This is a genomic window from Neiella marina, assembly GCF_002165625.1.
In the GTDB taxonomy this organism is placed as follows: Bacteria; Pseudomonadota; Gammaproteobacteria; order Enterobacterales; family Neiellaceae; genus Neiella; species Neiella marina.
The window spans coordinates 105,253-125,888 of record NZ_NGNS01000002.1 but is presented as its reverse complement, the minus strand read 5'-3'; the positions used below and the strand labels follow the sequence as shown (position 1 = coordinate 125,888).

17 protein-coding genes and 2 tRNA genes are annotated in these 20,636 nt (G+C 43.4%); 11 read left to right on the top strand and 8 right to left on the bottom strand.

All coding sequences use genetic code 11. From position 1 onward, the window contains the following. Positions 1-73: 73 nt before the first annotated feature. Both CBE68_RS02390 and CBE68_RS02385 read left to right on the top strand, forming a co-directional pair. Positions 74-149: transfer RNA gene (locus tag CBE68_RS02390), tRNA-Thr, on the top strand. 359 nt (positions 150-508) lie between these two features. Continuing rightward, positions 509-584, top strand: a tRNA-Phe gene (locus tag CBE68_RS02385). Between the two features lie 161 nt (positions 585-745). On the opposite strand, the gene CBE68_RS02380 is transcribed toward CBE68_RS02385, so the two are convergent. After that, complete coding sequence (locus CBE68_RS02380; RefSeq protein WP_087504457.1) at positions 746-1,021, bottom strand: helix-turn-helix domain-containing protein; 276 nt, start codon at positions 1,019-1,021, stop codon at positions 746-748. Between the two features lie 140 nt (positions 1,022-1,161). On the opposite strand from CBE68_RS02380, the gene CBE68_RS18990 reads away from it, so the two are divergent. Continuing rightward, positions 1,162-2,613 (top strand): flagellin, encoded by a 1,452-nt coding sequence (locus tag CBE68_RS18990; RefSeq protein ID WP_087504478.1) that lies wholly within the window; start codon positions 1,162-1,164, stop codon positions 2,611-2,613. Between the two features lie 63 nt (positions 2,614-2,676). Further along, positions 2,677-2,835 (top strand): hypothetical protein, encoded by a 159-nt coding sequence (locus tag CBE68_RS18690; protein ID WP_158100470.1) that lies wholly within the window; start codon positions 2,677-2,679, stop codon positions 2,833-2,835. Positions 2,836-2,852: 17 nt separating this feature from the next. On the opposite strand, the gene CBE68_RS02370 is transcribed toward CBE68_RS18690, so the two are convergent. Next, positions 2,853-3,644, bottom strand: a complete 792-nt coding sequence (locus CBE68_RS02370; RefSeq protein ID WP_087504477.1) for a hypothetical protein — start codon at positions 3,642-3,644, stop codon at positions 2,853-2,855. Positions 3,645-4,014: 370 nt separating this feature from the next. Between CBE68_RS02370 and CBE68_RS02365 the strand changes: the two genes are divergently transcribed. Continuing rightward, positions 4,015-4,875 (top strand): type 1 glutamine amidotransferase family protein, encoded by an 861-nt coding sequence (locus CBE68_RS02365; protein ID WP_143824468.1) that lies wholly within the window; start codon positions 4,015-4,017, stop codon positions 4,873-4,875. Positions 4,876-5,119: 244 nt separating this feature from the next. After that, the gene (locus CBE68_RS02360) at positions 5,120-6,319 is read left to right on the top strand and encodes a hypothetical protein (RefSeq protein WP_143824467.1); all 1,200 of its coding nucleotides are present in this window, start codon (positions 5,120-5,122) and stop codon (positions 6,317-6,319) included. Between the two features lie 94 nt (positions 6,320-6,413). Here the strand turns inward: CBE68_RS02360 and CBE68_RS02355 are convergent, their stop codons facing one another. Both CBE68_RS02355 and CBE68_RS02350 read right to left on the bottom strand, forming a co-directional pair. After that, complete coding sequence (locus CBE68_RS02355; RefSeq protein WP_087504474.1) at positions 6,414-6,869, bottom strand: hypothetical protein; 456 nt, start codon at positions 6,867-6,869, stop codon at positions 6,414-6,416. A gap of 244 nt (positions 6,870-7,113) precedes the next feature. Next, positions 7,114-7,506: a group I intron-associated PD-(D/E)XK endonuclease gene (locus tag CBE68_RS02350; protein ID WP_087504473.1), complete on the bottom strand. Its 393-nt coding sequence runs from the start codon at positions 7,504-7,506 to the stop codon at positions 7,114-7,116. A 651-nt stretch (positions 7,507-8,157) separates the two neighbouring features. On the opposite strand from CBE68_RS02350, the gene CBE68_RS02345 reads away from it, so the two are divergent. The 5 genes from CBE68_RS02345 (at position 8,158) to CBE68_RS02325 (ending at position 13,119) form a co-directional block, all read left to right on the top strand. Then, complete coding sequence (locus tag CBE68_RS02345; protein WP_087504472.1) at positions 8,158-8,823, top strand: hypothetical protein; 666 nt, start codon at positions 8,158-8,160, stop codon at positions 8,821-8,823. A 562-nt stretch (positions 8,824-9,385) separates the two neighbouring features. Next, positions 9,386-9,670, top strand: coding sequence for a hypothetical protein (locus CBE68_RS02340; RefSeq protein WP_143824466.1), 285 nt, complete (start codon positions 9,386-9,388; stop codon positions 9,668-9,670). 98 nt (positions 9,671-9,768) lie between these two features. Continuing rightward, positions 9,769-10,596 carry a sulfotransferase family protein gene (locus tag CBE68_RS02335; RefSeq protein ID WP_087504470.1) on the top strand — a complete coding sequence of 276 codons (828 nt, stop codon included), beginning with the start codon at positions 9,769-9,771 and terminating at the stop codon, positions 10,594-10,596. Between the two features lie 481 nt (positions 10,597-11,077). Then, positions 11,078-11,737, top strand: a complete 660-nt coding sequence (locus CBE68_RS02330) for a beta/gamma crystallin-related protein (RefSeq protein ID WP_087504469.1) — start codon at positions 11,078-11,080, stop codon at positions 11,735-11,737. Between the two features lie 914 nt (positions 11,738-12,651). Beyond that, on the top strand, positions 12,652-13,119 hold the full coding sequence (locus CBE68_RS02325; RefSeq protein ID WP_087504468.1) for a hypothetical protein: 468 nt from the start codon (positions 12,652-12,654) through the stop codon (positions 13,117-13,119). Between the two features lie 173 nt (positions 13,120-13,292). Here CBE68_RS02325 and CBE68_RS02320 read toward each other — a convergent pair whose 3' ends face one another. Genes CBE68_RS02320 through CBE68_RS02305 form a run of 4 tightly spaced genes read right to left on the bottom strand, consistent with a single transcriptional unit; the run spans position 13,293 to position 20,604 of the window. After that, on the bottom strand, positions 13,293-16,115 hold the full coding sequence (locus CBE68_RS02320) for an ATP-binding protein (protein WP_087504467.1): 2,823 nt from the start codon (positions 16,113-16,115) through the stop codon (positions 13,293-13,295). A 3-nt stretch (positions 16,116-16,118) separates the two neighbouring features. After that, a complete protein-coding gene (locus CBE68_RS02315) occupies positions 16,119-16,643 on the bottom strand; it encodes a cysteine--tRNA ligase (RefSeq protein WP_229744614.1) in 525 nt (174 codons plus the stop codon). A gap of 2 nt (positions 16,644-16,645) precedes the next feature. Next, positions 16,646-17,695 (bottom strand): AAA family ATPase, encoded by a 1,050-nt coding sequence (locus CBE68_RS02310; RefSeq protein ID WP_087504466.1) that lies wholly within the window; start codon positions 17,693-17,695, stop codon positions 16,646-16,648. A gap of 8 nt (positions 17,696-17,703) precedes the next feature. Continuing rightward, positions 17,704-20,604 carry a DUF1156 domain-containing protein gene (locus CBE68_RS02305; RefSeq protein ID WP_087504465.1) on the bottom strand — a complete coding sequence of 967 codons (2,901 nt, stop codon included), beginning with the start codon at positions 20,602-20,604 and terminating at the stop codon, positions 17,704-17,706. Positions 20,605-20,636: the final 32 nt, after the last annotated feature.

The following is a 20,636-nucleotide window of genomic DNA, read 5'->3' as shown; positions in this document are numbered from 1 at the left end:
CAGCATTTCAGATGAAAAGCGCATCCGTGAAGACAAGCGAATAAAGCTTGCTAAAGCAAACCAGTTTTAGTGTGCCGACTTAGCTCAGTTGGTAGAGCAACTGACTTGTAATCAGTAGGTCGCCAGTTCGACTCCGGCAGTCGGCACCATTTATTCGCCCAGATAGCTCAGTCGGTAGAGCAGGGGATTGAAAAGACACAGTCTCTTCACCCTGAAAACCGATAACTTACTGAGTTATCAATAAAAAGCGAATAGTAATACCACAAAACTTCATGCAAAGTTTTGCAAAGTTTCAAAGACGACGTTTCAACGAATCTTTGAAAAAAAGTTTTGCCCAGATAGCTCAGTCGGTAGAGCAGGGGATTGAAAAGACACAGTCTCTTCGCCCTGAAAAGCGATAACTTACTGAGTTATTTATAAAAAGCGAATAGTAATACCGCAAAACTTCATGCAAAGTTTTGCAAAGTTTCAAAGAAGACGTTTCAACGAATCTTTGAAAAAAAGTTTTGCCCAGATAGCTCAGTCGGTAGAGCAGGGGATTGAAAATCCCCGTGTCGGTGGTTCGATTCCGCCTCTGGGCACCACTACAATAGGCCCTGTCCATTTGGACGGGGCCTTTTTGTATCTAAACTTTGCAAGCATTTACCCCTCCCCTACTCTGTTTAATAACGACCAAGAACAACAAAACTACCGCCCTACTTTCAAAGAGCAGTATCGATACACGCACTAGGGAAATTGCTTTTAGTTAGGTTTCAGCTTTCGTATCAGCACGAAATTCAGGTATGGGGTGAGTCATTAAAAGCTCGATACCTTCTCTGGGGTCTAGTTCGAGTACTTCACAGAAGCGAACGTATTCAACCAGACTCAGTTTCTTGTCAAACGTTTCAATCTTGCTGATGTAGTTGTGACTCGGATATTTCAAAGCACTAGCCAGCTCCTCTTGCGTAACGCTCTTAAATTTGCGCTCTGCCGCAAGCCAACCAATTAGCTTTCTGTAGTTCGAATCGTATATCGCTTTCATGTGCGCACAATATGCGATCAACACAAATATACCTTTTCGGTACATTTGGAGCGATTTTTGCTTCTTAACTCCCATAGTCAAAAAAGCGGCAATGCCCTGCCGGAACACGAGAAGCAAGAAACGGACTTCGAAATTAAGCTATGACCTCATCAATCATTACCAATTCGGCAGCTATTAACGCTCAGAGGAATCTTCGGTCAACGGGTGATGCACTGAACACCTCGATGACTCGATTAAGCTCTGGCCTTCGCATAAATTCAGCGAAAGATGATGCTGCGGGTATGCAGATCTCTAATCGGCTCACGTCCAACATCAATGGAATGAATGTGGCGATCAGAAATGCCAATGATGGTATCTCGATGGCACAAACGGCAGAGGGGGCGTTACAAGAGACAACGAACATTCTGCAACGTATGCGCGATTTGGCCTTGCAGTCTGCAAACGGCACTAACTCATCAAGCGATAGGAAGGCGATTCAGGAAGAGATTGCTCAGCTTCAAAAGGAAATTGACCGAATTGCCGAAACTACCTCATTTGGCGATCAGAAATTATTAGATGGTTCATTTGGCGCTAAGGCCTTTCAGGTGGGTGCCAATGCCAACGAAACTATCGATGTCACGATTCCGGAGATGTCCGCAAGTTCACTAGGAACTCACTACGATGCTACGCCCTTTTGGGGAGGTAGACAGTCCTACCCCACTCATGCCCCGATTTACCCAGCACTACCAGCCACGACTTTAGAAATCACCGGACACCAAGGCACTTCAACAGTCAATATTCCACCACTAAGCCAATCAACTCCTAAAGGCATCATTGATACTATCAACGGGGTAAGCGGAAGCACTGGTGTTGAAGCATATTCGTACACGGACTTCTTTCTACACTCTCAAACACTTGAAACTCACCCTGTATCATTTGAGATTCATGTGGATGGCAAAACAGCATATATTTCTGGAGCTTCATCGCTAGAAGATTTGGCATTTCAAATAAGCAAAGCTGACATCGGCTATAAAGCTAATGTTCACGATGGCTATGTAGCGGTTCGAGGAGAGCCAGAAGGAACTGTAGTCATTGGTAATTTCGATGGGCCTTCAGGCTCAACACTAAATGTTAGACCCATAGATCGTAATGAGCCATATGACCCTAACGGCGAAAGCCCACTGCCGCTAAATGTTCAGGACGTCGTTATACACTCCAGAATTAACTTCAAAAGTCCCAGCGCATTTACAATTAACAACTCGACGTCATCATTAGCCTCCGTCGATATGATCGATTTACTTGCAACAGGTTTTCTACCGAATGATGCCGACAGTGCTCAATTTGCTATTGGTGTCATCGACGATGCACTTCAGCAGGTCGATAGTACAAGAGCCCTGTTGGGCGCAGTGCAAAATAGGCTACAACACACAATCACTAACTTGGCGGTAACTGCCGAAAATTCCGAAGCCTCCCGCAGCCGTATTCGTGATACTGACTTTGCTAAGGAAACGACTGAACAGGTCAAACAGCAAATCTTGCAGCAAGCCGGTACATCGGTACTGGCACAGGCCAACCAACTGCCTCAAGCAATGCTATCGCTACTGAACAACTAACAACCCTAACCTGCTATAATCTTCCAAGCTCAAGGAATGGGCTAACAAAGATAAGGAAACATCATGGATGATATCTACGCTATTCCACTCGACCTGATCCGCCACTGGATTACCTTGGCTAACCAGAACGACTTCTTCGCTGTTGCCAGATTAACTGAGTTGTTCGGCTCAGTAGATAATGCACAGGAATTCTTGGATAGCCAGAAGAGACCACCCGCATAAAGTAGTTGCACTCAATCCTATTGAGTTCCAAATTGTTGCAAGCACAATGCTTCGAGCTCTTCCTGATCCACCTCTGGTATATCTGAAGTTAATTGACGCAATGCGAAGACAAACTTCTTTGTCCTCTTTCTAACAAGGACTTTATTCCAACTTTTCGATATGTTCCGATTTCTCATCCATGAACAAAGCCTGACATGCAGTAACGAGGGGCGCGGCCCCTTCCTAGTTCCTTGCGAAATGATGTTGCTTGTGACTTTGTTTTCAGCCGACATCTGACTCACCGTTACATATCCGACCTGATGTAAATTTATTAAGGCCGACCTTAATGTTTTAGGCTCTATGCTCATAGCTGACTCTTCATTAAATAGAGTGAGCAAGTTCTCCACCTCTGCAAAAAAGAACACGTCACTATCATAGTCAGTGCAGTCTTTTGGGTGCTCTACCATAAGCCCCCCACAGTATTCTTCCGTATGCTCATAGCAGCTCTCAATCTTGCTTGAGTAATCAACACCAGATCTACAAATGGTGAATACAGCTCCAGAAAATTCAAACTGTATTTCTCGATACAGCAAAATAGCGAGGAGTAATTCGACATTCGAAAGGTTGCTATTGGTTAATACATTTTTTACATAGCAATCTTGCTCATGGTTTTGCTGAATGCTGAGTATTCTTTTTGGTAATTGAGTACCATCCATATTTGGATGACGATTCAATTTGTCGAAGTCAGTATGGTCCGGCAGCAATGGCCGATCACAGTCCTCGGGGACTAGCTGCCACCTATTAAATTCTGTTCCTACCCTATCGCTCATGCGTCTAAAATTTTTTTAACTTGTTTACAAGACATTTTACCCCACTAATTTCTACAAGGCATAATAAAGCCTGACGAACTAACCGTTCTCTGTTGCTTGATTGGTTTAGGTTACAACCAATTTTGATCACCCAACCTCTTTTCTGGCAAGGCAACAAAGTCATTGGCTCACACAAAAACGAATCGCCGCAAAAACCAAATAACAACCTGATTTAATAGAACAAATCAAACATAAAGGCAACGTAACATTTCAAGCGTTGGATAGGAAATGACAGCGGTCTGACTAGAGCATATTATCCCTCTCGAACAACAGTGAGCTCCTGTATTTCAACTAACTATTTTGAAAACAACTGATGTTTAAGAGGTCAATCATGGCAGTAAGAAAACGAGAACAATTACGAAGAACCAAGAACAGTTCTGCCCGAGGGAGATTAACTCCAATAAATGCTAAGAAAAAGGGCATTAGCAAAATAGTTTCAGATGCAGTTCCTAGTGAAACCGCCTCTGATAAACAGCAATTAATGGCGCGTTCAAAAGATCTATATGATGGAGCATCATCAATCGTCTTTGAGATGGAGGAACTTTGGGCAAACACTGAACGCTATATGGATGAAACAGAAATCTTTGACCCTGAAGTCTGGGAAACAATCCGAGAAGCCGTTTTTGCCGGAAAGGTAAGCCTTGAAAAAATCATCGCCAAGGCAGTCAAGGATAATCTGCCTAAGAAATATGGCATGGGGCAAGGTGAGTTCTTTGGCAAACTCTGGGGACTTAAAGCTCACCAAGTTAGCAAGATAGTTCGAAGAAGTAAGGTACGTAACGAACTAGAGCCTCATTATGCCGATATCGAGTGTATCAAAGATTCTCTGCTCGACAAGATTGCAAAACTGAGAAGAGACGGTGTACCTATGGATATGCTTTTAAAGGAACTAGAAGAACTTTATTGGGAAGATGGCTTAGGTAAGTTTCCAACTGTAGCAAAGTTTGAAAGCCGAGTTAAAGGCGCTTTGAGCGAAAAAAACACCTTAGCGGAATTGACCAAAAAGGAGCTCAAATCCTACGACGAATACGACATCAATAACATCGAAGATGAAGCAAGTGATGTTGTGGAAACTGCCAGCTCCAACACTAACAGCTCAGAAGCAAGCTTAGGAATGGTTCTCCAGCAGCTCAAACACATTACCAAACAGCTCGATAGCTTAAATACCGCGATCCTGGACGAGCCCAAATAGAGCGAGACCTAAAGCATAAGCTTAGTTGCGAATTCGCAAAAATTGATCTTGCGAATTCGCAACAACCGCTATCTATTTAGTAGATCTAGCTATAGAAGCAGCTGAAAGCAAAACCATGCCAATCATGGATGAATCCACACTACTAACAACTCTACTGTACGACGGTCTTAAATCACTATAACTATCTATAATACAACAGTATTTACTACTAATGGTTGTATATAGTTATACTAAAGGTATAGCCATGACTAACATTAATGATTCCAGCCAAAACAGTGTGATTAGGGTTTACTCTGGTACTACATACGCGCATGCCGTACAGCAACACAATCAACAAGCAAACCGATTACACAATCAGGCTGAACAGCATTTAGAGAAGCCATCAAGTAGAACTAAGAAAGTACTCAAGTCTTGGTTCAAACATCAGCCTACCGATGAGCTATTTTGCAAACTCCGCCTAAGGGCACTTGATAAGTACATGAAGGCTGTCTTTGCAGATCCCCTCAAATATGGCTCAAGCCCCTTTGTAGACATGCTGTATCTCACCATTGATGTATCAGAGTCAACGGTAAAACAACTTCATCAAGAAGCGAAAGCCTACACAGGTGAGCTATTAAAGAAATGGAAATCAGGGCCTTCTAGCTATCTAAAAAATAACAAAGATAAATACCTGCGATTTGCTATGTTCAAAAACCGATTGGACGAAGTGATCACCTTACACTGGGGGATGAGTGATGAAATACGCAAGCACAGGCCTAATCATCGCTTGGCGAAGGTCGCTTTCAATCCAGCCCGCTTTACTGAAGAAGAAATCGTAGAGTTTTTCAGTTGGTTGAAACGAGTCATAGGCTCAGGAGCAACTCAGCTTTTGAAAAAGGCTAACGTCACGCGCACGGATATCGCGATGGATCTATTCGGTATTCCTGTCCACTACTTACTGGTTAACCATACCAGTGCCGAAACTCGCAACTACCATCTAAATAGTGCATCGAACCACCTCGTCGGCACTCAAAAATTAGGGAACCCTGCCTCTAGTCACTCGACCATTTACAATAAGAGGAGAAAGTATCTGGATGTTGGGCCCAGCCATGTGCCTTTATTCTCATACAAAAGCAGTAATAATCACTTGTCGATTAGCCGTTTCGAGCGAGTGCTCTGCCCAGCTGATACTGTGCCTGTTTCATTGGGTAACCTAGACAAACTGCCCTATTTCCTAAAATCTACGCAGTTCTACTCCCCGACATTGTTACTTCGAATGGGCACTAAGCGGCGTAATAGAGTTACGAAATATGGTTTTGCATACTGGTTTCATGAGCTGAACCGAAAGCAGTGGGCAAACAGTTATCTGATGGCGAAAAAGATTATTGACGTCAATCACATAGCACTGGGATATCATCAAATTAAGGTTCTGAAGGCCCTCAAGAAACTAATCATTCACGCATAGTTGAAATTAGAGCAGTTAGTGTTCGTTGACCTCTGAACTAATGAGTACTGCCAACGAACACAGCAAGAGACGAAGGTAATGTTTAACCAAGCCGCTAAACGACCTCTACACCATAGTCAGCTAAGCAAATACCAAAAAATGGCTCAAGAATAAACTCTTCAAACTCAGGCAACTCACTCTCAGGAACCGACGTAAAAGTAGAGCGATCATTTGGGGCCCACCATTTTTGAGGGCCTCCATAGCCACCGTTAGCCATAGCGTGGCGGATAACTCGAAAAGGCCGGTCTACCCATCCTGAGCCCTTAGAGCTAAAGATATTTGCTGGACCAGTAAACTGCCCCAATAAGTACACTCCGCGATTACCATGTGTTAGATAAAAATAGTCTCCGATTTCGGCCTCAATAAAGTGCTCTCCCTGCGATACAGAGGATTTACCTTTAGCTCGAGTATCTGCGTGAACGTATACTAAGCCCTTTTCTATTGAGTCTGAGATTTCTTCAAACGAAAAGAACTCTCTGCCTTGAGATAGTTTCCAAAATCTTGGGGTCATGAATTACTCCATCAATACAACTAACGTAACCTGTTACTTCCATTTTGTTCCCTCGCATCTCAACACGAACAATACTAAGAAGCGATTTGGCAACAATAAAATCACATGGGAACAGTGGTTACAAGGCTCCATATCACACCTAGAAGCCTGCTAAGTTCATTGATGCGTCAGCGGCAAGGAAACTTTTAGCTATCAAAGCTTAGCAAGATCCATTTTATCTAATTTTACTCGACCTAAGGCAAAACTAAGACTTGTTGAATGCTTTGATGAAGTTCCGCTGCTCTTGGTGAAACCGAACATGCTGAGCATGATTCAATTTCCGTCTACCTTGAAATGGTGGTGCTATGTAGCCCCAAGAACGGCAACGGGAGAAATACACGACATAATCAATTTTGGCATTGCCCCATTTACATTCAACCACCGAATTTTCTTCAGGACTATCTAGGGATTTGACTTGGATGCGGTAGTAGGTTTTGCCATCGGAAATTAACACATCGGTTTTCATTCCGTGGTCAGTCAGTGGCATGAAGACTTCCCAGCCGTCATTCATCAGCCAACTGGCAACCAGAGTCTCGTAGGAAATACTTTTGTAATACTGCTTTGCTTTGGGGGCAGGAAGGGTGCATTTTGTAGGCATAACTAATCTCAATATCACTGCCGAATGCCAACCATTAGCTGTTGAACTCGGTCCGAGTGCCCTATACGAGACACTCCCAATATTAAGATTCACTATGCAGCTTAGCTCACATCGAGTGACAACGGGTGCTACCCCAGACTTTTCCCATAACGGGACTCCGTCTCTAATGCCACTTTCAACCCATAACAGGTGTGAATCGGTAAAGGCTTAACTATAGCGAACTCTAGCCAGTTAAAAAAAGGGCGAGACATATCCGTTTAGATACCCATAAACCACAAATCAGGGCGCCACTGAAACATGGTTAGCGTAATCGAGACTCGATGTCAGCCGTTACTTTCTTGGGGGATTGTTACCCCGCCCTTTTCCTGATGGGTTCCCTGTCTGACTGGGTCCGTTTTTTAAATTTGAATAGTGCTTCATCATTCATTCCTTGTTTGGTTTATACATATCGTCTGAGTTATCCATACACTAATGTGCATCTCAGCTACATCGAAACATCAAAATAACAGCCGAACTTTTGGATATACATCGAAAAGGGGTACAAATCTCACACTTCCCGTCACTGACATATTGATTTCTCGAAAAAACGTGTAGTTTCTAGTTTCCGCTCTTTTGCGGAAATTATAGGAACTATTTAAATAAGGATTTTTTATGAAAAATTTATTGATAGCTACTCTATTAGGAGCTTCCCTCTTTTCAGCAAATGCACTCGCAAACCCTTACGCATATGTAGATGTCTACTCCGATACGTACCTTAAAGGTGCAGTAAAACGATTCTATCCTGGACAATCCGTCGGGCGTTTGGGCCAAATGAAACCATCATGGAATGATGAGATTAGCTCAATCCAAGTAGTTGGAGACAACGTTTGCGCAATGTTGTTTAGTGATAAGGGCTTTGATGGAAAACTCGTTATCCTCTCAGAGTCACACGTTGATCTTGGCGAAATCGATTTTAATAATAAGGCAACTGCGATCCACGTAGTTCAGGGGGCTTGCGACGAAAGTTCATTAACTTACTTCTATAAGAAAACTAATTATGGAGGAAATGACATGGCGCTTCCTATTGGCTTTTCAATTAGCAGTTTGGACGATACCTCTGAGCTTGACAGCGACTGGACGGACGAAATTGAATCCATAAAAGTTGGCAGTGGAGCATGCGCAAAGCTATATCAACACGAGGATTATGGCGACCATGGTCCTGTTCTGCAAGCTACGAGCTCTATGACATCTCTTCCTAGTGAAATCAGTAATCATGCTTCATTGAAAATCGTAAGCGACAAGGGCTGGAACTGCTCTGGTGATGTGGTATACCCCTAGTTTTTCCGATGCTGTTTAGCTAAAACTTAAAAGCTTCCAGCTAGGCTGGCTCTTTTACAAAACCCCTGTTAAGCAATTAGTAGGGGTTTTGCTTTTGCTATGACTTTTATGTGGTCTCCATAACATTTAGCAAGGAAACATAATTGTGAGTAAAAGTTAATTAAAAATGGGCTGAGAAACAACTAGGCCGTTTAATATTAAGCAACTCAAGGCAGCTCTAATATGAGGTAAAGGTCGAACCTTTTAGATACCGAGCCCAGAAAGCTAACTGTAAATACAATCCGAGCTCCCTACGCAATGGACAAACATTTTCCGTTACGCAACCAACATATCGACGACACCTCCAAGGATAAGCAGCTAGTCCAGACTAACTTTTTCACTGATTCACAACCTCTTCAGAACATTACTACAATATATATTTGACTCCTAAACAGTTCTTGAAAAATACTTTACTACGCGTACAGTGAACAAGTTACAATAAGAGAAGGTACTCCTTTCCAGTACAGTACATCCCTATTGAACTTTCAGCTTGTTAGCTGAGTAAACACCAAAGGTGAGTGATTTGAAATACTTAGTCTCTATTAAGGGAGAGAATTTTAGGCTTGATCTAGATGAATTCCCCGAGTTAGTCGAGTTCGAAGTCGATTTAACCATCGTAGCTGAAGACGAAGAAAGTGCGGAGATCTTCGCCTTAGAGGCCGTTAGAAATAGTCCAAAACTCCAAAAATTAATGCTGACAGAGGAGGCCAAAAAGCCAATCATTCAAGTTATTGACATAACAAGAAGGCCTTGGTGGGCGCGACAGACTAAAGACTTAGAATTTAATTTTTCTAATGCTTCAAGGTAATACATCGCTGTCACATGTTTTATTGCTTCTCAATGAGTCGTAATTATTTAACTCATACTGGTAGAAATCTCTCCATCTCAACTATTTAAGAGTTTAAGTTGAAAAGATTATTTATTGTAGGTTGCTCTCGCTCTGGAACAACTGTTGTTCAGAGTAGTTTTGCTCGCTCCCCTGAAATAAAAACGTTTCCAGAAACTGGCTTTCTATTAAAAGCTTTAGGAATGCGGGAAATACCAAATATTTTTTCGCTGTTTGGACTAAGCTCAAGGAAAGAATGGAAAAGCCTTAATAAACTAGAAGAACGTTTAGGCTTACCGATATCACCTACCCCAAGTGCCTTCAAGGTCAGCTCCACCTTGAGCCTTATAAGCGAAAAGCTCGACTCTATCGCGATTAGTGCAGGTTGTTCGGCTTGGTTAGAGAAAACCCCTCGACACTATTATCACGCACATAAAATTCCGTTATACATAGAAAACTCGCACATTATTCATGTAGTTCGGGAAGGGGCCGATGTAGTTGCTTCGATTGTTGATAGAGCCAATAAATATCCAGATAATTTTCCTCGCCAAGCCAACTGCCAGTATGCTATCAAACAGTGGAACAAAGCTATTAGTACTCAATACAAACTTATAGAAAAACCGAGACACAGTTTCGTTCTATTTGAAGATTTCATTTCATATCCAGAAAAAGAACTCAGGCGCCTATGCAATGAAACAGGGCTAAATTTTTACTCAAATATGCTTAACAATGAAACTGGAAACACTGCGCACGTACTATCAACAGAAACTTGGAAAAATGAGACCCCAAAAGGCATATTTCGACCAGAAAATAAATTTTCTAAGCTGTTTTCAATGGCGCAGCGCCGCCAAATTATTAAGCACCTTGAATCAGATAAATATATTGCCATAAAAGAACACCTGACCTAGGACACTAGGTCTTTAGGTTTCTTTAGGCCTCTCAGTTAACCAGTCCATTGATAATTAAATATTAATTATTCATTTTCTAGTCAGGGCTTCGCTCGTGGTATTGTCTCTTTTCTGTAAGATAAATACGTTTAGAAAATGAGAAGCAAAATCCGTGCATAACATCATTCCTACTGTCAGCAAGTTGCGCTTTTCTGATGTAGCTCTAGTTGCCATATTACTTATCGTCGAGGCTCTTTGATAACACATTCGCATTCTTTATATCGTCACTGTGGCTGATATAAGGTTCGCAGCTATCGTTTCGCCATGAAGGTTGGCGATCATATGTATTTAAATCCATAAAGGCGACATTCCGCCTCTTTAACCGCATATTGTTAATATTCCTAAACAGTATTGACATACTGTATTATCGGCCTATAAAATTTCTTTGCTAGGACTATAGTCCTACTTTTTCGTATTAAATAACTGCTAATGGATAAGCATTATGAATTTTCTAAAAATTTCTTCTTTAATAACATTTACCATGATATCGGCATCTTCTATGTCAGGCGAAGCTACTCTTTATAAAGGTAACGAGCTGGACGGTAAAGCGATGAGTGTTTATAGCGGTACATCTCTTCCCGCATTAGGCCAAATAGGCTGGAATGATAGCATTTCATCTATAGAAGTAATCGGATCTGAAACTTGTCTTGTGGTTTTTAAAGACAAAGGTTACGAGCGTTCTCCAGAATACTTCACTGAAGGTACTTATGAGAAACTGACCGATAACTGGGGCGGCTGGGGAAATACCATCACATCTTTGCATATTTTTGATAGTGAGGTTTGCGACCCAAGTGTTATGACCACGCTTTATGTGAATGGAAACTTCTCTGGTGGCTCAATGAAACTACCAGTCGGCTATTCAGCTTCCAAGATCTCTAAGAGTGAAGACTTTAATCGAGACTGGAGGGACAAAATATCTTCGGTTGAAGTTGGCGAGGGTAGCTGCATTCACTTATTTAAAGATGTTAGCTTTTCGGGTACAAAACTCACTCTGAAGTCAGGCGATCACCCAAGCCTTGCAAATTATAGCTTTAACGACGACACTTCGTCATTTGCGCTCGTATCGGATGATATTTGCCCTGCTGAAGGTCTAAATCAGTAAATTTGTTGGAGGCATGTTTCGAAACATGCCTCCAAACCTTCAACCGTTAGCCCTGTCTACGCAAAATATTTTTGTTCTTAAGCTTCTTCTCGATATACCCTTTTGATTATGACCTATTTCCCCTGTAGACCCATCACTAACAGCTACTGAACCTACGTTAATAGGAGCCTTATGGACTTATTGCATCCGATGGCTTGGCACGAAAGAAATCGAAACATGCTTGGGGCAGAACCATGCTTGGTTTTTAGGTATATTCACCCTTTGCTATTGAGTCTTTGTTGGAGGTGATTGTGCGAGTGAGCGAGTGAGCGAGTCAGTTGTAGGAGCAATTTTCGCAACCAAACCCAACGCAGTCTTTAAATCATCCTAAAATCGCAAAGTTGTTGGAACAACCTGCTTAAGTGCATCTTTTTCACTTATTGAAAATGCGGGTTGTAGTTCCTCAACATACGACTCCCATGTCGAAATTGAATCAATACTGATATGTGTCGAAGCAGCTTCCCCTTGAAATTCTACTTCAAGGGGCGCTATATCAACGATGGTAGATTTGCAAGAGGCTATACAGACAGACAAGATAGCCCAGCCTACAACTTTAAAAAAGTGTCCCACAATTAAACGTCCCTGTCCCGTTTACTAATTTAGGCTAGAACAGGCCGATCAATTTTTAAACTATTTTGGAGTATTTTTTCACCGCTCATTGTAGACAACTCCAATTAAATCTGTTTCAGCTTAGAGGAAGCGGACAAGTAAATTTCCCATAGCTCTAGTGATTTCACGAAGGCAGGTGACGTTAATGCACATTAAAGTCACCCGCTTTTCTGAATGCGCAATTACGCTTGTTCAGCAGCATTTCTGAAGATCTCGACTCGATAACAATAATTTGATGCTAGTGAAAACAACTATCGAGTTACGCTATGCGCTATCAGCTTTTTCAAGACAATCTGCCGATCAAATTCAACAGCAAATTTGAGGACGCCATCAACGATGCGATAGACCATTGTGGTGGTACAGAAGGAGAGCCTTACCGCCCTCTTTTCATGAAGCTGTTGTCAAATGACAACATCTATTCGCTGAGCCTACAAGGTGCTGTATACGGCACATTAGTTGAGCTTCATGAGCTTTGTTTCTGTCGAGCCTATGAAGACGAAGAGCAGGTACTTCTGGTGCTATCTAGCGAAGGCATCGAAGACTTGCGTCTGACCCTTGAGCGAACAGAGCTAGCAGAGGTCAACACTGCTAAGTCTGCTTTAATCTACATAGACAAATGGCTGAATAAAGAGATCGGTAAATCCGCCAATGTTATATCAAGAGCAGATCCTGCTCCTGAGTCACATGTTGCCGCAATTCAACGTAAATGTTCTGTATTGGTGGAAAGAACTTAGCTCAAATCTAGATTGGCAATCACCGCATCAAAATTGGGTAACTGCCAAATTAGATCTGAGCTAATATGCATCAGTACTTCAAAGCGTTATCTAGTCGTCTACCTTGGACTTCAGCTCGTATTTTCTTGCTCAAGTGGTATCTTCGCCTTCCTGTCAAGAAGTTGGCCTAGGAATTATTGCTCCTCAAACTCAGCACTTCCAAAGCGCAGTACATTACAGTTCTCTTTCACTGCTCGCTGAGTTGACTCATCAAAGCCTGAGCCGGTATGTTTCGCTTGGATTTCAACGGAGATTTCAACTTCCACGCCCAACTTAGAACTGAATAGTTCAACCACTTCATCAATGACCTCAGAGAAGTCCATTTTGGCGCGAACAGGATTAATATTTACTGTGCCATAAAAGTTGTGTTTTGGCCTTATAGTCGGTCGCTCTGGTGTAGACGGAGTAGCGTTCGTTCCACCAGTGGTAGGTGTTGGAGTATTTCCACCAACGTCAGGTGTTGATGGAGCATCCTCATTCCCGCCAAGCTCATCGGTTGGTTTTTGAAGGCTTTCGGCGTACGCTGTTGCATGTTCAGCTTCGATGAGCAGACTGTCATCATCATAAGTGAAAACATTGCCATGCTTATGGTCAAAGCCAAGATATCGATCTCCATCTTTGCCATCAGCAAATGCAAAATACTCTTCGTAACCAATTCCATGCTGAATGGCTCTTAGCAGCACATTTCCATTGGCAAGACGAGGCATGTAAAGGTAATTACAGAAGTCTTGCCAAGCTTTCACTACCGGCACCTCAACCACTCCATTTTTGAAGTACCATTGCTTCAAGGTGTTATTCAGGTGAAGCGCACTCCACTCAGAGATCAGCCACTCGTTTTCATATAGTTTCTTCTCTATTTCCTGAACTAAAACCTGTGCCATTGGGGAAATAGTATCGTGCTCCCAAACCAGATCCAGTTGACCTCTGAACTCCTCTTGCAATGGACAGAGCAGCCACTTGAAGGAATTACGAATGGACTGATTCAACTGAGATTCTGCCGCATCCTTACTAGTTTTAGCCTGCTTAAATTGAAGGCGATCCAAGTTCAAACGATCATTTTCCGCGTCACTTACAATGCTACGCCACGCCAAAAATGTTCGAGCCTGATCTTTTAGAAGCATGATGGCATCAAGATCAGGTGCCAAAAAAATCAGCCTGTTTTGTTTCTGACGGGGCTGTTGGCCACGGTTGAACAATATTTCCTTTGCCGCAGCTTCAGCCGTATCTGTTTTGCCTCTTCGCATTGCGGCATCAGGAGATAAGACAACTAAGCGCAGTGATACATCATCAGGAATATCACCTGAGGCAGTGAAAACATGCACACCACCAAAATTATGGCTTCCTCTAAACAACCGTTGAACATTTTGCTGAATGTGAGGATAAACATCATCTTTGTTATTGAAGTTGGCCTTGCGGCTCTCCATTTCTCTGCGGAGATTAGGCTTAGTGTCATACCAATAAGTGTCACGATCCGAATAGAGGTATTGCTCCTGATCTCGGAGGCGACGCAATACATCTTCATATGTTCCCATCACCTGGCCAGGAATAGCACATCCCAATAAGATACGTTCTTCTTTAATGCCACGGACAGCTTGAGTCGCATTTGAAGGGGCACTACCTAGGAAAATAGTACGCGTAGCCCTTCGAGCCGCCTGAATAGAACCAAACCGTGAGTCACTATCAATTTCCTGAGGAATGGACTTAGGCCCATCAATCTCACGTTCAATAACAGGCTCCCACCCCTGAGGCAAGTAGTGAATACTCTTGTTCACCACATTTGCATCAAACATGGGTAATGAGCCCGGCATAATGAACGGATCTTTATCGTTTTCTTGCCAAAGCCTGTGGATCACAATAGCCATGTATTGAAGCACGCCACGCGTTCTCTGGAACTTATCCAGCGTGGACCAATCCTCATACAATCGGTCAAAGATTTCAGGGTGAATAGGGAACGAACTGACTAAACGCTCATAGTAGTGGTTGTCTTGCACATCAACAGGTAGCTTATCGGCGTTGTCCTTATAGAACTTTGTGAATTCTCGACAAACAGCCTCAACATCGTTCTGGCTTCCAGTTGTATCAAACAGGCGACGCCTAACAATCTCAAATGCTTCTTCTGTAGCAACAGGTTTCCAAACCGACTCCACACGACCAAAATATTTCTCTAGCGAATCCAGAGCCAGCTTACCCATGGTTCCGCCAACCTCCACCTCTGACTCAGGTAAAGAGGCCAATAAGATTGCATCAGGCACAGCCTTCATGGCTTCAGTGAGAGCCTGAATAAACGAGATATTTGACTCAAAAGTACCGCCTTTATAGCTCTTGCCGGAATCTAATTGGCGAATATAAGCCACCAACTCATCCATTAAGATCACACAAGGAGCGGCTTTGGAGATTAGTTCTCTTAACGCCTCTTTGCCCGGCGATGTACCATCTTTATCAGCACCTTCAACAATCGCATAACCCTCAGCTCCAAGCAGCTGATAGGCCAACTCCCCCCATAGGGTATTCGTTTCGAGGTTGCCGTGCTTTTGAGATTGACTGGGGGAAAGCTTAATGCCATCAAGTACAGCAACATGCGCCATTGGCAACTCCGAGATATTAGCCTCATCTAGAATAGGCGGGATACCTTGAAGTTGGTTAACAGCAACTTTACGGCTAGCCAAATGGAAAACTGCCAACATAGTATGTGTTTTACCACCACCAAAAGCTGTTTGCAGCTGGATAACAGGATCACCACCTTTACCAGAAAGTCGCTCGGCCACAGAGCGCAATAGAAGACGCATTCCTTCCGTAATAAAGGTGCGCTGGAAAAACTGAGCAGCATCTTGGTATTCAGCTGGCGCTGTGCCGGTTGCAACTTGAGTAATATCAGCCGCAAATTCGGACTGTTTGAAATTGCCTAAACGGACATCCTCGTGCGGTTGGGCAAGTTCTCGCCATGGTTTTAGGTACATAAATTATCCTTGTACTGTCCAATTCATTTCTGGCTTCAGGGTTTGTTGAGTAACTATTGCTGGGTGTGCATCAAGCGCTTTAAGCCACTGCTTTAGCTTCATTTTGACCTTTGACGGGTCAACGGCTAAGGGAAACAACTTTGAAGGCTTGCGCTGTTGCTCAAGGTGTAGAGCAATTTTTAATCTGGGTTGTTTAAGCGCTTCTTTGGCAAACCTTTTTTCCGCTGCATCATTGGCATGCAATTTTGCAGACACTAACCCTGCTAGGGTATCTCGTACCTTTAATGCCACCTCTTCACCTAAATCAATAGGTTTAGTTCTTCGGTGGGCGCGGTAGTCTTTCACTTCAATTAACCATGTTGTGCCGTTATCAATCGCAATCAGGTCTACGGCCTTAGTGCCGCCAAAAGCAGAGTTGAACTGATTCCTGTAGTGGCTCCAGTCATCGTACTTAGTAGCTTCAACACCCACAGCAAACGTAAATTTCAAACTATCTTCGGTTAATTCAATAGGCTGAATAGGGGGCATTATTACTCCGCCTCCATATAGCGTTCAGATTGCTTTAATTCTTCATCAAGTAGCACTAGCGTATTCAGCTCATCCACTCTATCCCCTTGCTCAATGTTCACCCCATTGTCTGAAGGAGAAAGAGCAAAATAGCGGCTCTTACACTTCTTGGCTTTCCTGCCCAGGGATAAAACCTCTAGCTCCCTCAATAGGAAAAGAGAGTGGGTTGCAATAAATACCTGAATGCCGCTTTGAACCAGGTGCAAAATAATTTCGGCCAGTAGCCTAATTAGCTTGGGGTTTAGGTTGGTTTCCGGCTCATCCCAAAATAGGTAACCTTTATCCAGCAAAGAACCTGTGCTGATCAGGCGAGCCACCATAGCTAACTTACGCAAGCCTTCGGCCACCAATGGCATTTCCATTTTCCCCTGACCGGGAACAGAGAGGTAGAAGCGACCGTTGTTGTCTAAAACAACCTTGCCTCCCATCGCCTCTTCTAACGGCTTAAGCAAACTAGCAACAGTCTTTTCCCTTGGCCCTTTTAACGCCGGAGCACCAAGTAATATGCAGCAGTCTCTATACGACTCTTCAAACTCAAGGTAATGATTATCATAGAGAGATACAAAGCCGGGATAGATGGTCAACAGCTCTCGCGTTGGAAAGAATACTGGCGCTTTGGGTTGCCACCCTTCATTAATGCTGTCAATCAATACTTCAGACTTACTAGAAGTCGCAAAGCTGTATGAAATATCTTGTCGTGAGTCTTCAAAATCAAAGCGAAGCTCACAACGTTCTCTCCCTTGCTTTCTGCGAGCCAGACGTCCTAAAGATTCTGGCCTTAGAACATTCACCAATTTGTCTGCATACACTTTTTGCATCAGGCTCTTGGTGGGAGCAGATGCGCCTATTTTTTTGCCTTCTGCCGCACTGGCGGCAATCGTGGCATAAGCCATTTTTAAGAGATGTGATTTACCGCAGCCGTTTTCACCAACAATCACATTAAGCCCAGAAGAGAACTTAAGCGAAGCTTCAGGAAATACAGTTAGGTTCTTAATATCGATTTGCTTCAGCATCACTCCTCCTAAAAATCTAAGCCGATTTGTTCATCTTTATGGCCAACTTCAATAGAAGCCTCCACAACGGCATGCCAAGCGGTGATTAGCTCATTGTAGGCTCTGGCATCTTCCGCCCACTTTTTACGCTCACACAAGGTGTAAAGGTGGTAAGCCAACTGGCGAATGGCTTCGCCTTGCTCTGGCATTCTGGCCAATAATGCCCCAGCGGCGGCCTCACCTCTTTGATTTAATTCACGAATAATGTGATGACAAGCTTCCCATACAGGGACTCGGTTATCTGTTTTAGGGTCCCAGCCTGTCGGCATATCTTCCCAACGAAGCAGACGAACTTTACCTGCTCCAGCCTCAACAACACCGGCTTCCCTCACACCTTCAACCGATGTACCTTTGGCCCGAGCAAGAGTGTCTGCAATGCCAAACTCCCCCTGACTCCAACCGTACTGATCGAACCAATCGGAGCAAAACAGAGTATCGGTGTCATAAGAACCAGCATCTGGGTTTAAAAACTCCGTGATCTCTTTGTTGATTAAAATAAGCGCATCGTGCACGCTCATCTTGGAGCCATCTTGGTTTAAGACAGCATCGTATTTTGAGTAGATAGCCATACCCGGGCCAATAGCAGCCTGCGCCAAATCCACTGGCGCAATAGGCGTTTGGCCACTTTCACCGCCGATCATAGCCTCTAAGGCCTCTGGCATTTCAGCTCGTAATTCACGTTGGAATTGCCTGCGAGACAAAGTCCCAATTCCTATTTTTCTTTTTTGGCATATTAAGACAACAGAAGAAGCCAAAGCATTTGTGCCAGAGCCAATCATTCGGTTGCCCATTTCTGTGCGCATAGGCCAAGTCCCATCAATTGCTAGCCCAGCACTAATTACCGCTTCTAAAAACGTTTCCCATCCAGTATTGGAAGTGCTTCCGCCTTTGGTTTCTGACTGCTTAAAAGCATAATAAATCGATATAGGAAAGCCTGGGTGTCCTGATCCAGCAAGGTTTTCGATAGCTCTAGTCATCCCTTCAAGGAAAAAGCTTTCCGCCGCATCTTTTGAACCATGACGATATGGTGTTGCAACCAACTCTTCCGCTTTAGGCACCGCCATAGTTGCAAATAGCTGAGGATATACCCCTCTTAGGCTTTTTCTCATCCAAACATAGAAAAAGTCTGAAAGATCGGCATAGCCGATGTTGTCATAATAAGGCGGATCCGTAGATATAACTTTGTTGATGCTAACTTTCTGAGTGGCAGCATCCTGCTGGCATACAGTGCCTGTCGAAATTTTACCTATTTCTTTGTCAAGCACTCGCATCATGTTATTTAGCGTTACTGAAAAATCCCCCATTGACCCTGCAAATACATTTGGCTCGACATAATCCCAAGTCATGGGTATCGCCTGTCTTGTGAACATATGGATCGCCTGATTCATTGACGGCTTCCATGTGACAATAGTGTTGCAGCTATCAGATAACTTACTTAGAGCGAATCCTAAATAAACAGCTATCGCTTCTCCAAAGGCAGTACAGCCTCTTCCTCCTTCATGTAACTTCAGTCCATCATCTTGCATACCTGCTTTTTTTGCATCTGCAAAAGCTAGCTCAGTGACTTCCTTTAGCAGGTCAGCAAATGTCTCCAATGCAACCAACTGTCTGGCCGTAAACAAATCACCATATGTCTCCAAACCATAAGAAGGTGTCCACAAGGCTCTTTTATCAGGAGCAATAGGTGTTTCAGGAATCCAATTGGGGTTTGCACTCCTAGCAACATCTTCGGCCTCTTGATTTGGAGAAAGGAAAATCCGACCCTTCTTCCCCTCAGCCACAATAGCCATCAGCTTGGAAGACATCTGCCCCTTCTGCCCTTGCTCTTTAACATAATCACCAGTAATTGGAGTTCCAGACAGCACACATGTGAAGTTGGCCCCACGAGCAGCTTTAGTTCCTTTCTTAGCTCCTTGAGGAATATCTCCCCTTCTAACTTCAAATTTATATTGGCGATCATATATCGTAGGTTCGATATATGCCTCTTGGCCTTTCTTATTAGAAAGAACAAAACTAGAAGCCAATGGCACACTTATATCATTGAACGCGGGATTTGGGCTTTTTACTGTTCTAGCCCAGAGCCATGCTATAACTTTAACTTTACTGCCAACATAGTCGGTAAGGTCATCTCGGCCCGATGCCATTGCTTCCGTCACTTCCAAATCTGGATATAAATCCCCAATTTGTTCATATGCTCTGTCCCTTACCCAGCCTCCATAACGTCTAACATCCTCTGCCAAACCTTTATAGCCAGACCAGTCATTAACCAAGTTTGCTTGTCTAGTCTCTCTCCCAAGAGAGTTAACAGGCTCTCTCCCCTCAAACCTTGGCGGAATTTCAATCATCGCCTTATTGATCATGACAGCGACAGGGTTCAAATCCGTTGCATAGCTTTCTAGACCAAGTCGTTGAGCCTCCAGTGGAATAGCACCACCACCGGCAAAGGGATCATGAAATGCAGGTAGCTTTTCTGGGTTAAACAGTTCATTTGCTTGAGGGTGATTTCGGTTGAGATGACAGGTTTCTCGCCAGCTTTCCCAAATAGCGTCACGCGCTCGATTTAGCACCTCTTCGTTATTGGTATTTTCCCACTTCACCAGATCACGGATAATGTCGAACAGCTTTTCCCGTTTTTTCTCAGCTTCCTGCTTGTTAACCCCATAACCAATTTCACGTTGGTAGCCAGGATCATTCACCATTTGAGCAAAGATCACTGCTCTGGCAGCAGCAAGAGGGCGACGAGCCCACCAAAGGTGCAGTGTGCTTGGGTGGCCATGACGAATGGACTTCTCACGCGCAGCAGCAGCATTGATATCATCTAGAGGCAATGCAACTTCGATGAGCTTTTTAGGTATTTTTATATCTGTCATTTAATTCTCTGGTATTCCTGTTGCCCTGCTCT